The sequence below is a fragment of the Gracilibacillus phocaeensis genome, assembly GCF_900626275.1.
Classification (GTDB): domain Bacteria; phylum Bacillota; class Bacilli; order Bacillales; family Amphibacillaceae; genus Gracilibacillus; species Gracilibacillus timonensis.
In genome coordinates this window covers 780,828-797,091 of record NZ_LR131144.1, presented here as the reverse complement: position 1 = coordinate 797,091, position 16,264 = coordinate 780,828, and the positions used below count along the sequence as shown (strand labels likewise).

The window sequence follows — 16,264 nt, the reverse complement described above, 5'->3', positions numbered from 1 at the left end:
GATATTCAAGGAAAAAATCATTCCAAGTCCTATCATACCAAGGATTTTATACTCTCCTTGCTTATAAAAAAACACTTCGTCGGTTGGACCAAGTGTGTTTGCTGGATAGGGGCGTGGAGTGCTGATCAAAAAGGTTGATTCGGTTAATCAGCTGACAAACGCTACGATTTTTGGGATAAAGATCAAGCAGGCGATCACGACTGACGACACGGCCGTAATTAATACAGCAGCAGCTGCCATATCCTTAGCGACCCCTATCAGTTCTTTTTTTTCAGGCTCTAAATGATCCAACGCTCTTTCCAAAGCAGTATTCATCAATTCCATACTAACAACGGCACTCATCGTTAGACACAACACCATCCATTCCATGACCGAGACATGCAGTACCACACCTGCCAATACCACCAGCAAGGCAGCAATCAAATGAATCTTAATATTTCGCTCAGTTATGATTGCTACCTTCAATCCATGCAAGGCGTAACGCAAACCAAAGTGAAGTTTATTCCTCCCGCGATAATCCGAAGCCATTTAAAATCTCCTCTTGTCTGGTAAACATTTTTTCTTCTTCTGCTTTATCCATATGATCATAACCAATCAAGTGTAATAATCCATGAACCGCTAAGAAGCCCAGTTCTCTTTTGAAAGAGTGTTGATATTGTTCGGCTTGCTCTGCTGTCTTATCTACAGAAATGATGATATCACCAAGTACTACCGGCATATCTGCGCCTTTGATTATCAGTTCCTCTGCACCCGTTTCTTCCAGCGCAAACGATAATACGTCTGTGGGGCGATCCATTGCTCGAAATTGTTTATTCAAGCGGTGAATTTCTTCATTATCTACAAAGGAAACTGACAATTCTGCGGTGTCTGAAATGCCCTCAAATTCTGCTGCGTACAATAGTAATTGAGTGAGAATTTCTTGCAGTTCTGTTGAAATACTTGCTGTCTCATCATAAAAATCAATCTCCATCCTCTGTGTCCTCCTTATCTGTGGGATATTGTATACGAGAATGATACATTCCCTTTAAGGTTTCATCAATTACCAGTCTGATTTTTTCTAAGTCTTTAAAAGTCAATGTACTTTCGCTTAATTGATCATCCAATAAGCGATCTTTAAAGATCGATGAAACAATCTTCTCAATTGATTCTTGATCAGGATGATCCAGTGACCGCACAGCCGCCTCTACGGAATCACATATAGAAATAACGGCTGCCTCTTTCGATTGAGGGCGCGGACCATCATAACGAAAATCTGCTTCCTCTACTTGATCATTTTGTTCTTTTGCCTTGTAATAAAAATACTTCAACAGAGTCGTGCCATGGTGTTGATACGCAACATCAATGATTTCCTTTGGTATCTTCTCCTCTTTTAATAAATCTGCACCATCTTTAGGATGTGCCAGAATAATTTCTGCACTTTGATAGGGGTCCAAATAATCATGCGGGTTCTTGGCACCCATTTGATTTTCAATAAAATAATGAGGGCGAAGTGTTTTACCCAGATCGTGGTAATACGAGGCCACTCTTGCCAATAACCCGTTAGCGCCTATCGCTTCACAAGAGGCCTCACTCAGATTCGCTACCATAATACTATGATGATAAGTCCCTGGAGCCTCCATTAATAATTTTCGTAATAAAGGATGGTTAGGGCTGGACAGGCTTAACAGCTTCGTATCAGATAGCAATCCCAATCCTGTCTCAAAGAATGGCAGCATTCCAATGGTTAATACCGTAGCAATGATTGCTGAACAAATACCATAGCCACCAAACAGTAAATAATCCATCCAATTATATTTCTCAAATGATAGGAATATAAAGAAGCAAATCACCATAACATTAATTAGAGCAATAGCAAATCCACTTCTAATGATTGCTGTACGATCCTTCATCAATTTCAAGCAGTATATACTTGCCAGCTGTGAAAATAATAAATAAGTGCCTGCTTCAATATTAAGATTCCCTGGGATATTACCATTAAAAATAATACTGCCTATCACGGAGTAAAGCATCGCCATGGTTAAGGCGTATTTTTCATTGATTAAAATCTTGATTAACATAGACACCGAAGCGATCGGTGTAAGCCAATACAGCGGATTCACGGTGGTAGCATAGAAACTGATGACTTTCATCATAATCATCAAAAAGGTCGTCAACACCAATAACGCGGCCAACTGCCGACCTGTCACCTGTTGTTGGTGTACACTATTTCGAATTAGTAACAAAAGGAAGATACCATTCAAAATCACAAATAACAATAAACCAATAATCGGATAAAAACTCTTCTGTTCATTTAAAAGTCCGGTTAATTCGAGTTCTTCATATATTTCATTGGTAATAAGCTGTCCTTCTTCCGCAATTACTTCTCCCGCCCGAATAACCACCGGCTCTACTGCACTTCTGGCTTGTTGTTGAGCTTGATTGGTTTCATCTAAGGAAAAAAAGGAGTTCGGCTGAACACCGAATGCAGACAACGGCTGTAAGGCAGCAACCAAGTCGTCTGGCAATGTCGAATAGTTTAATTTTTGTTGTACAGTCTCCATTGCTTGTTCGACATCATCTCGCTTAACACCGTCATAATAGACATCATAGAGAGCCGTTGTTAATAATTCCTTAGCCAGCATTCTCGAGTTCTCTGGCGCCTCAAATAAGGTGACAAGATCCTCTCGACCAATTTGTTGAAATAAATCTGCGTTAACTAGAGCCTCTAAATAGTTTATCTTATCTGATATATCATCCAATTCTAGTTCTTCGTCTTCTGTCTCGATGTCACCACTCTCTATTTTATGAATCGCTTCAAATAATTCATTAATATATGTAATTTGTTCCTCAGCGACTTCCTGGCTCACTTCATAATGATCTTCTACGGATTGAATGGCTTCTCGAAGGCGCCTCTCCGTCTCTTTCGTATTTTCAATCGTGATCGGGGAGCGGATCGTTTCCTGGGCTGAGGAAAACTTTTCAATGGCATAGGTTTGGAGATGCACATTGTTATATAAGGCAACAAACAGAACGGTCATTATTAATAAAATACAGGAATAAATTTGCCAAGATTGCTGCCGAAACAAAGACTTACTGCCACGTTTTAATGCATGAAAGAAACGCATGCTCTCCCCTCTTTTCCACCTGTTTCATCACGATTTAAATTAATCTTCATAAGCATCGATTATCTTCTGAACGATCGGATGACGTACTACATCAGACTGACTTAAATAAACGATACCAATGCCATTTACGTTTGCTAACTTTTCTTTTGCATCAATCAAACCAGATCGTACACCTTTTGGTAAATCGATTTGTGTCGCATCTCCGGTAATTACCATCTTAGAACCAAAGCCTAAGCGCGTTAAAAACATTTTCATTTGTGCATTAGTTGTATTTTGTGCTTCATCAAGAATGACAAAGGCATCATCCAACGTCCGCCCTCTCATATAAGCAAGCGGCGCTATCTCGATCGTCCCCCGTTCGATGAGCCTTGCCGTATGTTCGGTGCCCAGCACATCATGTAAGGCGTCATACAAAGGTCTGAGATAGGGATCTACCTTCTCTTTCAAATCTCCAGGTAAAAAACCGAGGCTTTCTCCCGCTTCTACTGCCGGGCGGGTAAGGATGATTTTTTTCACCTTACCATTTTTTAAGGCATGGATCGCCATGACCACCGCCAAATAGGTCTTACCTGTACCAGCAGGGCCAATACCAAACACCAGATCACTTTGTCGAATCGATTGTAGGTAGTGACGTTGTCCTAGTGTTTTGACACGAATAGGCTTTCCTTGGGCATTCTTGGTTATTTCATCTTCAAATAAGGTTGCTAATTGATCTATTTTTCCCCGTTTGGCTAAGTCCACGGCATATATCACATCACGCTCAGAGATAGTAATCCCTTTTCTAATAATGGATAATAAGCCATTTAAGACATCTTCTATTATTCCAACATCCTCTGGTTGACCAGATACACCGATCTGCTCTCCTCGAGATATAATGGATACTTGCAATTGCTCTTCCAGTTGTTTGAGATGTCGATCTTCTGTACCAAATAAGGCTAAGGCCTCGTTAGGGTTTTCTAATTGTAAATCAATGATTCTTAAGTCTTCTGTCATAATCAATCTCCTTGGCTAATTGGTTGTTTCGTTGCAATATCTTCGAGTACTGAATAATATAAAGTTATTTTTACTTTACCATTCTCTGCCGATTCGTGCAAAACTTTTTCATCCAATATTTTTGATTCGGGAGGAGTTTTTCGTTCTATTTCTCGCCTGGCATGTGCCAAAGCCAATTGTTTTGCTTGTTCTTTCTGTAATTGCTGCGTGGTTTCTTCTGTTTCATAAATCGTTTGTTTAATATAGCTGATTGGTAATTTCCATTTCAGAAAGTAAAATGCCCGTTCGTCGGCTTCCACTTGATATTGAGGAAACGATGGCTCGTCTAAATTCCAAACAGGTAATAACCATTTCTTCAACCGAAGATAGTGTTTAACTTCTTTTGTTCCTTTGAGTGTTTGAAAATGCTGTTCAATGGGCACGGTAACGTCGCTTCTGTACCATACCTCGGCAATCACCTTTCCATCTGCTCCTACTGCCGTTCGTTTTTCTTCCTCTTCTTCCTCTTCTTCCACTTGTTTAAGGTATCCAGAAACTAACATATCTCCTTTGGATACGACGTCATCGGTTCGTACTAAAGGTTGTCCTTTAGTAATAAACAAGTCATGAATGACCCCTTCTTTTGCTGCTACCAAATGTCCAGGCGGTGTTTCTTCTTCTTTCTCAACAATCGTTTTCTCTACTCCTTCTAAATGATAAGCGGAACCATTCTTTTTCACCCCTACCCATAATAATTCAGGAATGTCGGCTAACAATTGCCGCTGAATCACACCTGGCGGGGCCAAATCCCACTGAAAACTACCGATTTCCACCCCGTATTCCTCCAGCGTTTCCGTTACTTCTGTCTCCATGTCTGGATCTAAACCGGTCACTTCTACCCGCCAGACAATATTGGATAAAAGAAATATTAGTATCAGCGCCAATAAAAAGCCCAAAATGAGCGGCTTTTTATTTATTAACTGTTTACTTGTGAAGGGTAAACCATGTCGTCCAGTAAAGAATAGTTTATACCTTGTTTGTCGTTTGACTTCACGTATTTTCATCAGACTTGTTAATTTCACTTTTCCGATGGCAACAGTGTCGGTCTTCTTTTCAATATCCCATGACATCACCCCATGCTTTGCCAATATTTGAAAAAAAAGCTCAGGATGTACACCTCGTACTTCTATCGTTATATAACCTGTAAACCAATTCTTTTTAATAAAAAACATACAACGTCCCTCCGAGCAGCTGCAAGATTACTCAAAACGAATGTCTGTAATTTCACCTTCTAGTAAAATATCCTGTGCAATCATCATTTTTAATACAAAATCTTTTCCTGTAATACGGACATGTCCTTGATGAACTTTTAATAATAATTCATCGGAGGAAAAAACGACTAAACCTTGATGGTTTTCAATATAGGCGTGAATCGTTCCAATCATGGTGATGCGTGGAAGTTTTAAGGTCACCTCAGAAGGCAGATCAAATGTTTGGGTAATGGAACGCATGATTTTTTCTTTCAGTTTGCTTTTTGTCACTGAATCTGATCCTCCCCTCATTTCATTCTATGAAACGAATAAGAATTCAGAACTTTGACATCAAGATTATGGTGTGATTCTGGAGAAAAAAGTTGGAATGGGGAGTTATGTGAATATGATCTTGTTTCTGTGCTAAGCAAGCACTCCGTAAAGCGTAAAAAATAACAAAACGTAACTTTATTTAACTTATCGACAATTATCGGTACTCTCGTTCATTCAAGGTCAAAATCATTCCAAGTCCTAGTATATCAAGGGGGATATACGTTCTTTACTTATAAAACAAAGAAGAACCAAGAATGGTTCTTCTTTGTTTGGTGATCGTATGCTCACCAGCATCCTACGTATCACTTTTCTTATTCCTCAACGATATCTGCATAGTTTTCTTTAACTACCTTAGCACAGCGAGCACATAACGTAGGATGATCAGGGTCTGTTCCTACCGTATCAGAAACAACCCAGCAGCGTTCACAAGTTTCGCCAGTATGCTTGGCAATACTCACTGCTACATGGTCATATCGTTTCGCTTCGGTCAGCTGATCCACAATGGTTACACCGGACACAATCAACAGTTGATGTAAATAATCAATCGACTCTAACAGGTCTTTGGTGTTTTGATCATTAGGCACAATGGTTACTGCTGCCTCCAAAGATTTGCCAATAACTTTCTCCGAACGTGCTTCTTCTAATGCTTTTAAAATATCATCACGAACATCCATGAATTGTGCCCATTTTCCTGCAAGGGCTTCTTGTCCATCAAGCTCTCTGGCAGTTGGCATATCACAAAGCTGCGGGCTTTTCTCTTCCATCTCAGGAATGTAACTCCATACCTCTTCCATCGTATGTGTCAAAATTGGCGTCAACAGTTTCACTAACGAAGTGATAATCTCATGGTAGACTGTTTGGATACTGCGTCTTCTATGATTATTTTCTGCCTCAATATACAGAATATCCTTGGCAAAATCTAAATAGAAAGAGCTTAAATCAATCGTACAGAAATGATGGATCGTTTGATAGACTGTAGAGAAATCATAGTTATCATAGGCATTCTTGGCTTGTTCGATTACTTGTTGCAATCGGTATAGCATATAACGGTCTACTTCTTCTAAGTTTTCATCGCTCACCTTAACCGCTAATTCAAAATCGGCTAAATTGCCTAAGATAAAGCGGAAAGTATTACGGATTTTACGATATCCTTCCGAGGTTTGCTTAATAATCTCATCAGAAATCCTAACGTCCGCTTGGTAATCAACAGAAGCAACCCAAAGTCTAAGAATATCTGCACCGTATTGTTTCATAATTTTAGATGGTACAACAGTATTCCCAACCGATTTACTCATTTTACGTCCTTGTCCGTCTAGGGCAAAACCATGACTAATCACCGTTTCGTAAGGTGCTTTGCCAGTAACCGCCACTGCCGTTGAGATAGAGGAGTTAAACCAGCCACGATACTGATCCGAACCTTCTAAGTAAACATCAGCAGGACGACGTAATTCTTCTCTCTCTTCTAAAACACCAGCATGGGAACTTCCGGAGTCAAACCACACATCCATGATATCCATCTCTTTGGTGAAGGTGCCGTCAGGACTGTGTACAGACGTAAACCCCTCTGGCAACAGATCTTTTGCCTCTCGTTCAAACCACACATTAGATCCATGCTCTGCAAATAGATTAGCGACATGTTCGATTGTTTCATCTGTAATAATCGGTGTGTGATCTTCACCATAAAAAACAGGAATAGGCACTCCCCACGTACGCTGCCTAGAAATACACCAATCCTGGCGGTCCCGTACCATATTAAACAGACGTGTCTCCCCCCATTTTGGAAGCCAGTTAATCCGTTTGATTTCTGCCAGAATCTCCTCGCGGAAATCTTTGATTGAGGCAAACCATTGACTTGTCGCACGGAAGATGGTCGGTTTTTTCGTGCGCCAATCGTGAGGATAAGAGTGTGTAATAAAATCCAGTTTTAATAAGGCATGATGAGCTTCCAGCATTTCCGTAACGGCCTTGTTTGCTGCATCATAAAACTGTCCTTCCAATCCTGGTGCCTCTGCCGTGAAATAACCTTTTTCATCAACTGGACATAGCACATCTAATCCATACTTTTGACCAATTACAAAGTCATCTTCCCCATGTCCAGGAGCTGTATGGACAAGACCAGTACCACTTTCCGTTGTGACATGTTCACCCAGTACAACCACCGAATCACGGTCATAGAATGGGTGTCTGGCAACCAAATGTTCTGCCTCCACCCCTTTAAAAGTTTGGATTACTTTGGCCTCTTGCCATCCCAAATTTTCCTTCACATCAGCTAACATGTCCAATGCGACAATATATTTTGATTCAACTTCTTCGACTACAGCATATTCCAAATCTGGATGAACCGCGATTGCAAGGTTAGCAGGAAGTGTCCATGGCGTCGTTGTCCAAATAACAAATTTCTCATCACCAGCCAGTAAATCTTTACCGTCCTTCACATCAAAGGCCACATAAATCGATGGAGACCGTTTGTCTTGGTATTCAATCTCTGCTTCTGCCAATGCCGATTCAGAAGAAGGTGACCAGTAGACAGGTTTTCTCCCTTTATAAATATAACCTTTCTTCGCCATCTCGCCAAACAGCTTAATTTGGGCCGATTCAAACGATTTATCCAATGTAATATAAGGGTGATCCCAATCACCTCTTACACCTAATTGTTTGAATTGGTTACGCTGATTATCGATTTGTTTCAAGGCATATTCTTCACATTTTTGCCTAAATTCTGCTGTTGTCATCTTTTTGCGGTTTACCTTTTTCTTCGCCAATGCTTGTTCAATAGGCAACCCGTGGGTATCCCAGCCTGGAACATACGGGGCATGAAAACCGGACATTGACTTATACTTGACAATAAAATCCTTTAAGATCTTATTCAAGGCGTGTCCCATGTGAATATCGCCATTAGCATAAGGAGGGCCATCATGCAAGATAAATAATGGTCGTCCAGCGGTGTGCTGCTGCACCTGTTCATAGATGTTTTCTTCTTCCCATTTCTCTTGCAGTTTTGGTTCCTTATTTGGCAAATTACCACGCATTGGAAAATCAGTTCGTGGCATTTTCAACGTTTGTTTGTAATCCACTTTGTTTCCTCCTTTATTTTTTGCTGTAATAGAAAAACACAAGTTTCACTAGATAAAAAAGTATTTCGCTTTCGTTGTCCATCCCTTAGCTTTTTTGTTCTTCTTGAATTTTAAAGCGGGGATGTTACGAATGATTAACGATGTGATAACAATGATCGCAAGTTTTATCCATTAGAAAAACCCCTCATCCCATAAAAGGGACGAGAGGTTCTCGCGGTACCACCCTTATAGACAGTTCACTACCTATACTGTCCACTCCAGGATTCGTAACGTGAATAACTCGTTTATACCTACTCTATTCAGCATAAATACTCATGGGTGATTTTCTATGCAAACCGTTGTATTAGGCTCTCACCATCCCTAACTCGCTTTTACAAACATCATCACATATACTCTCCCAATCTTAGTATGTTTCCTTATCAATAAATTGTAATAAAATTATAGGTAATGTTCAGCTGAAAGTCAAGCATTACTTGTTTCTTCTGCTTGTGCATCTACCTCTTCTTCATCTTCGTCTTCATCCAGATCAAAAAGACCTTCCCAATCATTGTTTTCCAGCAAATCTAATTGAGCGCTCACCAACATTTTCAAGCGTGTGCGAAAGACCTTGGCTTGCTTTTTCAATTCTTGGACTTCTAACGTCACACTTCTTGACTTATGTAAAGATTCGTTGATAATCCTATCTGCATTCTTTTCTGCTTCTTTAATAATTAATTTCGCTTCTTTTTTGGCATTTTCTGTTACTTCCTCTGCAGTTTCCTGTGCCACAAGGATCGATTTATTTAACGTCGTTTCGATATTGGAGAAATGACTAAGTCTCTCGTTTAACTGATCTACTTGTTCCTTTAACTCCTTCTTTTCACGAATAATAGTTTCATAGTCTTTGATGACATGATCTAAGAATTGATTGACATCATCTTCATTATAACCTTTAAAACCTCTTGCAAATTCCTTATTATGAATATCGAGTGGTGTTAAAGTCACACCATCCACCTCCTAAATTGACATCAAATAAATTTATTTATAGTTTATACTATCATACTTTCTTCACAATTCCTCTAAAAAAAGACAAATTTATTGTAATTTTTCAAACGAAAGCCGGATTTTGTCTTTTTTTGTACGCCCTTGTATCTCCTTCACTCTTGATCTTCCTTTTCCTCTGATCGAAATTAAATCCTCTTCTTCCAATATAAAAGAGGGCTGATCGATGGTTTGAAAATTCACCTTAACAAGACCTTTTTTGATGGCATCCAACGCTTGTTGTCTAGAGATTTTGTAAATTTCCTTCATCACCACATCCAATCGAAGGGAAGCACAAGTCCCGACACTACTTTTCCATGTATCTTGGGAAGGAAGCCTGTCCGTTAGTTCTATCTGTTCAAAACGGACGCCCGCTTGCTTAATCGAAGTGATATTGGCAGTTAAGTAGGCACTGATATCAGAGCTGACCAGTATCTGCACAAGACCACCATGGATCACAATATCCCCTATCTTTTTCCGTTTTATTCCTGCTGATAGAAAAGCTCCCAACACATCTCGGTGTTCGATGGTAACAAATTTCTGTGGAAAGCTTGCCTGTAGTAACTCTACTTCGAACCTTTCTGGACCAATTTCTTCATAAAATGGTGCCAATAAAGCTCGTTGTCGTTCCGCCTGCTCCCAACCACCATAAAAGGCCAGCTGCAGTTCATCATCTTTTCCGATGATGGTTTGAAATATATGCTGTTCGCGAGGATGGAGAAAATCAATTAATCGCGCCTGATAACGGTTTGTTACTTCCTCCTGCCACGACAGCACCTGATCAATAAACGGATACTCCTCTTGTCTAAAATGTTGGTATAAATCCATTAAAACCACCTAAATAGCTGAATGAAAAGGTAGTCAAGTCCCGTCATCGCAAACCGCAGTACAATCAAGGCAACGATTGGTGAAATATCAATCATACCACCGATAGGCGGGATAAGCTTACGAAATGGCTCTAAATATGGTTCTACAATCGTGGCGAGCATTTGTCCAAAAGAGGATTCCCTCGCCCCCGGAAACCATGACATAAGGATATAAATGACAATGCCAATCATATAGGCATTCATTGCAAAATGCAAAATTTGATACAAAAAATCCAATATCTTCTTACCACCTTTGTTCCGGATCGACATCTTCCATTATTTCTGTGATATTCCCTGAAATCTCCATGTTCTCTGGTGTACACAAGAAGGTTTGTGACCCTAATTTTTTTATTTGTCCGGATACCGCATAAACGGTTCCACTTAAGAAATCAATAATCTGTCTTGCTTGACTTGTATCTACTCGCTGCAGGTTGATAACAACCGAGCGACGATTAACAATATGATCGGCAATTTCTTGTACTTCATTATACGACCTTGGCTCACATAGAACCATTTTGGCGTTTTTCTGTACGGATGACAGGCTGACGATATTTTCTTTATCATCTTTCCTGGAGCTGCGGCGTTGTGGACGGTCTTCATCTTCCCATTCTTCTTCTACAATTTCATATTCGTCCTCGTCCACACTAAAAAAGTTGCGAAATTTGCCCTTTATACTCATTTACATCACCTCTATTCTGTGTACGGTCCGACTAAATCTGAACCAAGTCGAATGTGGGTTGCTCCTTCTTCGATGGCAATTTGATAATCATTGCTCATCCCCATCGACAAATAATGACAAGGTGCATGCCCATAGTCTAAAGTCCGTATCTCATCACGTAACTGTCTTAAAGCGCTAAACACCTTACGTATCTGTGCTTGATCATCCGTATGAGGTGCCATTGTCATCAAACCTGCTACGCGAATCTTCTGATAGTTAGCTAATTGTTCGACAAATGGTATCACGTCCTCAACGGCTAAACCATGCTTGGTCGATTCTCCGCTGGCATTTACTTGGATAAAACACTCCACCATTTCATCTGCCCGCTTATCAATTTCTTTGGCTAATGACAGTCGATCTAAGGAATGAAGAAAATCCACATGATGAATGACTTCCTTCACCTTTCTCGATTGCAGGGTTCCAATAAAGTGCCAACAAGCCTGTTCACCTATTTGGGCATGTTTTTCCGCAAAACCTTCCAGCCGATTTTCGCCTAAATCATGGATCCCTGCTTGTAATGCTTCTTTTGCTCTTTCTATTGTAACATATTTCGTCACAGCTATAATGGTTATGTCTGTAGGTTCTCGATCTATTTTTTGACATACCTTACTTATTTCTGACTGAATAGCTGTTAAATTGTCGGCTACTTTCACTTTGTTGCTCCTTTCTATCTCTTACCTTAAGCCTATATAGCCCATCATTCTTCCTGTTGGATGTCCTTCTTCGCGATGTGAAAAAAATAACGGATTTTGCGCCGTACAGTAAGATGTTTTCCAGATCTGGCTAGGAGGAATTCCGGCATCTATTGCCAATAATCGATTCCATTCTTTTAAATCAATCTGGTACTGTCCATTATCACCTTCATATATTTGTGTATATTCCGAAGCGACATGCTGAATCACTCGATCATCGACTTGGTAACAGGTTGGACCAATACTCGGTCCGATCACCACCTCGATATCATTTAGCTCTGAGGATTCCGCTTGAAAGCGTGTTGTCATCTCCCCCACTATATTAGCTGCTGTACCTTTCCATCCAGCATGGGCTAGCGCAACCATTCCTTTCTGCCGGTCGGCAAAAAAGACAGGAACACAATCTGCAAACAGTGCCGTACACAACAATCGAGGCTGCTTTGTGAATAATCCGTCCGTTCCCTGAATGGCATCCTCCAAAGTAAAGACACCCTTACCACGATCATTTGTTACGGCTTCTTTAATTTGATTATCATGCACTTGCTCTGCTGCCACCCAATCCTCTAAGTTCACCCCAATCTTATTGGCCAAAAGGGTCCGATTGGTTAACACATCAGAGGACTCATCACCTACATGGTACCCCATGTTCTGACTATAATATGGTTCCTGGCTCACACCGTGGTAACGTGTTGTAAATCCAGCAATGATTTGTGGATCATTTTGCCAAGGCTGTATGGTTAAGAACGATTGATCCGAACTCAGGATAAAGGGCTCCAACTGCCTCGCCTCCTATTTTTCATCATTTTATCATATTTTTTCACTAGTGTCGCATGATAATGGTTTCTGTTGTAGTTGTCAATCCTTCATTTGACGTTTCAATCAAGTAAAAACTTCAAGATGAGCAACTGTTTTACAGCCCCCTTTATTAGTAGTCAGTGTCTGCTTTTAATTCGTAATAAAGGACCGGTCCTGATCTTCTTATGCAGTGAGTATGACTATTTCTCTGAGTTTGATAACTGGAAGCAAGCTTAAAATCCGTACAATACTGTATTGTACGGATTTATCAACAACCACGCTTATACCTACGAAGGAGATGTATTCTCAGAATCTTGCCCCTGCGCTAATAAGGTGTACCCATTCTTTTTTACTAAAATAACATCTTGACCAATTCGAATAATATGATCCCATGGCACGATAACCTCACGAGATTCGCCAAACATACCTAATGTTTTCGTTTTGGTCGCGATCACCAGATTTGTAATCTTACCAATTTCCACATTGATTTCGATATCCGTCACATTCCCAAGTTTGGTTCCATCCTCAATAAAAACAATGTCCTTTACCTGCAAAGCCGAAAGTGTAATCAATCCAAGCACCCCCTTGTACTAAATATATGTACATTGCGTAAATTTATCACCGTATTACACGACGATCAGGGACTCTAGGGGTAAAGGAAAATGCCAAAACCTTATTCAATTAATGATTTTGACAACATTCCTGAGTTCAAAAGCGCTCAGAATATATACTTCGCTTGCACCAGAGCATAGCAGTATATTGATCAGAGCGTTCGCTTGCAGTACACACTCTTCACTTCCAAATAAATACAAGAGAAATTCAAATCATCTAGAAATGTCACAGCTTTTATACTTGTGTGCAGAACACCACTTTTACGTTCCTTTATTCAAACATTTCCCGGTTCATTTCTTTAATAGCCGCCTTCTCTAAGCGTGACACCTGTGCCTGAGAGATACCAATTTCTTCGGCTACCTCCATTTGTGTTTTCCCCTGAAAAAATCGGCGGCTAACGATCATTTTTTCCCGATCGTTCAGGCGCTTCATTCCCTCTTTAATCGAAAGATGATCGACCCAGTCATCGTCTTGCACATTTTCATCACTGACTTGATCCATCACATAGATCGGATCTCCACCATCATTATAAATCGGCTCGAATAACGATACAGGGTCTTGGATGGCATCCAACGCAAAAATCACATCAGTTACGGGCACGTCTAATTCTTTGGCAATAGCTGCTGGGGAAGGATCTTTGGCTGTTTTACTAAGTAATTTCTCTCGTGCATGTAATGCCTTATATGCGGTATCTCGTAATGATCGCGACACTCGAATTGGGTTATTATCACGTAAATACCGTCTTATTTCACCAATAATCATTGGAACAGCATACGTCGAAAATTTAACATTTTGACCCAAATCAAAATTATCGATCGACTTTAATAAACCGATACATCCCACCTGAAATAAGTCATCACCATATTCACCACGATTAGAAAATCGCTGAATCACGCTAAGTACCAATCGCAAATTACCATTCACCAATTTTTCTCGTGCCGATTGATCCCCACTCTGCATTTCTCGAAATAATTTTCGCATTTCTTCATTCTTCAAAACGGGAAGAGTTGCGGTATCTACTCCACAAATCTCTACCTTGCTTTTTTTCATAAAAATACCCTCCCAATTGGAGATCCTTCTCAAAATAAAGTATCACCAATCGGAGGGTTTTTATGCACACTCCATCATTTACCAAAAAACAATTACACCATCTTATTAAATTCTTTTTGCAGTCTTTTGATAATCTTTTTTTCAAGACGAGAAATGTAGGATTGGGAGATGCCTAATAAATCGGCCACATCCTTTTGCGTCATCTCTTCCTTGCCTACCAAGCCGAAACGAAGCTCCATAATTTGTTTTTCACGACCGTTTAATTGTTCCAGTGCCTTCCGTAACAAACTCTTGTCAACATTCTCTTCCAAATCTTTAAATGTTACATCCTCGTCTGTCCCCAAAACATCGGATAACAATAGCTCATTTCCATCCCAATCTACATTCAATGGTTCATCAAAAGAAACCTCTGTTTTAATTTTATTATTTTTCCTCAAAAACATCAGGATTTCATTTTCAATACAACGCGAAGCATACGTCGCCAACTTGATCTTTTTTTCTGGGTTAAAGGTATTAATCGCCTTAATCAAACCAATTGTACCAATACTAATCAAATCTTCTATGTTGATACCCGTATTTTCAAATTTTTTGGCGATATACACCACCAAACGCAAATTTCGTTCAATCAACATTGCCCTAGCTGCCTTATCACCTACTGGCAGCCGATTGATCAACTCGAATTCTTCTTTTTTGGATAGGGGTGGTGGTAATGCCTCACTCCCGCCAATATAGTATATTTCATTTACCTTAAAGCCTAGCTTTTTTAGTATCTTTAACATCATCAATTTGTATTTTGGTTGTACGGGAATCATGTGATCCACTCCTTCTATATATTAGTCTCACCCTGCCTGTTGAAACAATTTAGGGTGTAGTAAGCAATGATAGCTGTGATCCGCTACCAAATTTCCAAATTGAATGCCGATCAAAACCTTTTTCGTTGTAAAGGGAAAATCCGGCATGTCAACTTCTACATACTCTGGTCGAAAGGCAATCATCATTTCATATTCTCCACTGACTCCTCGATAAGGGAGGATATGAAACAACCCTGCAAGGTCGTCCTCTATCTCTCCCGTTTGCATTGCACCTGCACGCAGAATGGAAATTTTTTCTGGATCTAAGAAATGGGTCAGAATGGTTTCGTCGACAATAATAACGGGGGATTGGCTAATCGGATCAACTAAATGATTGCCACTATCTAAATAACCTGTTGTCCTCGCTATCTTCTCTAACCACCCAATCTTTACTTGATAATAAAATTGCTGATTAAATTGTTGCAGTTTGTGCTGATCCATACGATGTTTTGCAAACCACCATGCCAATGGAAAACCTACTAACACAAATAGCCCGTGAATATGCTGTGATGCTATATACGGTTGCGATGTATGGTTCTCTGATGATAATAAGAAGTGCATCGCAAGCAATCCTCCCCCAATGGCAAAGGTCATAAAATAAAAACTGCATAACACTTTACCGTAACTAGCCAGGTTTCGGAAAGGAAAGGCTATACCAATAATGAAAAAGGAGTACCCTATTTTTATCACCCAACTATTCCAAGCGATATCTGGAAAAATGAAAGTGAAGGGTACGATTAATGAGCCGAATACACTAGCAAGCATTAATCGATACCATGGGGTTATGCGTTTTGTAATGGATTGTGTGAGCAGTAAAATCATCCAGTCTAGTAAAAAATTGAGCAGCCAAATTACTTCGATATAAACCATTAACACCCATTTCCTTCTTTTACTTTTGGTTATCTCTAGTACTTGTCTCATAGTATA

17 protein-coding genes and 1 other annotated feature are annotated in these 16,264 nt (G+C 39.9%); all 17 genes read right to left on the bottom strand.

Features of this window, described 5'->3' with window-relative positions; translation table 11 throughout:
• Window positions 1-147: 147 nt before the first annotated feature.
• The 17 genes from E0E32_RS11580 to spoIIGA all read right to left on the bottom strand — a co-directional run bounded on the left by E0E32_RS11580 (window position 148) and on the right by spoIIGA (window position 16,258).
• Window positions 148-528, bottom strand: a complete 381-nt coding sequence (locus E0E32_RS11580) for a diacylglycerol kinase family protein (RefSeq protein WP_066192916.1) — start codon at window positions 526-528, stop codon at window positions 148-150.
• Entirely contained in the window at window positions 500-970 is a 471-nt protein-coding gene (gene ybeY / locus E0E32_RS11575) for an rRNA maturation RNase YbeY (protein ID WP_130859819.1), read from the bottom strand. The genes E0E32_RS11580 and ybeY overlap by 29 nt, the downstream gene beginning before the upstream one ends.
• Window positions 960-3,104 (bottom strand): HD family phosphohydrolase, encoded by a 2,145-nt coding sequence (locus tag E0E32_RS11570; RefSeq protein ID WP_130859818.1) that lies wholly within the window; start codon window positions 3,102-3,104, stop codon window positions 960-962. The genes ybeY and E0E32_RS11570 overlap by 11 nt, the downstream gene beginning before the upstream one ends.
• 39 nt (window positions 3,105-3,143) lie before the next feature.
• Complete coding sequence (locus E0E32_RS11565) at window positions 3,144-4,097, bottom strand: PhoH family protein (RefSeq protein ID WP_066192909.1); 954 nt, start codon at window positions 4,095-4,097, stop codon at window positions 3,144-3,146.
• A gap of 2 nt (window positions 4,098-4,099) precedes the next feature.
• A complete protein-coding gene (gene yqfD / locus E0E32_RS11560; protein ID WP_130859817.1) occupies window positions 4,100-5,308 on the bottom strand; it encodes a sporulation protein YqfD in 1,209 nt (402 codons plus the stop codon).
• A 27-nt stretch (window positions 5,309-5,335) separates the two neighbouring features.
• A complete protein-coding gene (gene yqfC / locus E0E32_RS11555) occupies window positions 5,336-5,617 on the bottom strand; it encodes a sporulation protein YqfC (RefSeq protein WP_316245330.1) in 282 nt (93 codons plus the stop codon).
• A 353-nt stretch (window positions 5,618-5,970) separates the two neighbouring features.
• Window positions 5,971-8,733, bottom strand: a complete 2,763-nt coding sequence (ileS, locus tag E0E32_RS11550) for an isoleucine--tRNA ligase (RefSeq protein ID WP_130859816.1) — start codon at window positions 8,731-8,733, stop codon at window positions 5,971-5,973.
• 193 nt (window positions 8,734-8,926) lie between these two features.
• Window positions 8,927-9,147: a binding site (T-box leader), on the bottom strand.
• 48 nt (window positions 9,148-9,195) lie between these two features.
• Window positions 9,196-9,717 carry a DivIVA domain-containing protein gene (locus E0E32_RS11545; RefSeq protein ID WP_066192902.1) on the bottom strand — a complete coding sequence of 174 codons (522 nt, stop codon included), beginning with the start codon at window positions 9,715-9,717 and terminating at the stop codon, window positions 9,196-9,198.
• A gap of 90 nt (window positions 9,718-9,807) precedes the next feature.
• Window positions 9,808-10,581, bottom strand: coding sequence for a YlmH family RNA-binding protein (locus E0E32_RS11540; RefSeq protein WP_130859815.1), 774 nt, complete (start codon window positions 10,579-10,581; stop codon window positions 9,808-9,810).
• Window positions 10,581-10,856, bottom strand: a complete 276-nt coding sequence (locus E0E32_RS11535) for a YggT family protein (RefSeq protein WP_066192898.1) — start codon at window positions 10,854-10,856, stop codon at window positions 10,581-10,583. Before E0E32_RS11535 ends, E0E32_RS11540 begins: the two co-directional genes overlap by 1 nt.
• Window positions 10,857-10,863: 7 nt before the next feature.
• Window positions 10,864-11,298, bottom strand: coding sequence for a cell division protein SepF (locus E0E32_RS11530; protein ID WP_066192896.1), 435 nt, complete (start codon window positions 11,296-11,298; stop codon window positions 10,864-10,866).
• A gap of 11 nt (window positions 11,299-11,309) precedes the next feature.
• A complete protein-coding gene (locus tag E0E32_RS11525; RefSeq protein ID WP_066192895.1) occupies window positions 11,310-11,990 on the bottom strand; it encodes a YggS family pyridoxal phosphate-dependent enzyme in 681 nt (226 codons plus the stop codon).
• A 21-nt stretch (window positions 11,991-12,011) separates the two neighbouring features.
• The gene (gene pgeF, locus E0E32_RS11520; protein ID WP_066192892.1) at window positions 12,012-12,806 is read right to left on the bottom strand and encodes a peptidoglycan editing factor PgeF; all 795 of its coding nucleotides are present in this window, start codon (window positions 12,804-12,806) and stop codon (window positions 12,012-12,014) included.
• Window positions 12,807-13,111: 305 nt separating this feature from the next.
• Window positions 13,112-13,396: a YlmC/YmxH family sporulation protein gene (locus tag E0E32_RS11515; RefSeq protein WP_066192891.1), complete on the bottom strand. Its 285-nt coding sequence runs from the start codon at window positions 13,394-13,396 to the stop codon at window positions 13,112-13,114.
• 310 nt (window positions 13,397-13,706) lie between these two features.
• Window positions 13,707-14,486, bottom strand: coding sequence for an RNA polymerase sporulation sigma factor SigG (gene sigG, locus E0E32_RS11510; protein WP_066192888.1), 780 nt, complete (start codon window positions 14,484-14,486; stop codon window positions 13,707-13,709).
• Between the two features lie 92 nt (window positions 14,487-14,578).
• Complete coding sequence (gene sigE / locus E0E32_RS11505; RefSeq protein ID WP_130859813.1) at window positions 14,579-15,298, bottom strand: RNA polymerase sporulation sigma factor SigE; 720 nt, start codon at window positions 15,296-15,298, stop codon at window positions 14,579-14,581.
• Between the two features lie 27 nt (window positions 15,299-15,325).
• Complete coding sequence (gene spoIIGA, locus E0E32_RS11500) at window positions 15,326-16,258, bottom strand: sigma-E processing peptidase SpoIIGA (RefSeq protein WP_066196434.1); 933 nt, start codon at window positions 16,256-16,258, stop codon at window positions 15,326-15,328.
• Between the last annotated feature and the right edge of the window lie 6 nt (window positions 16,259-16,264).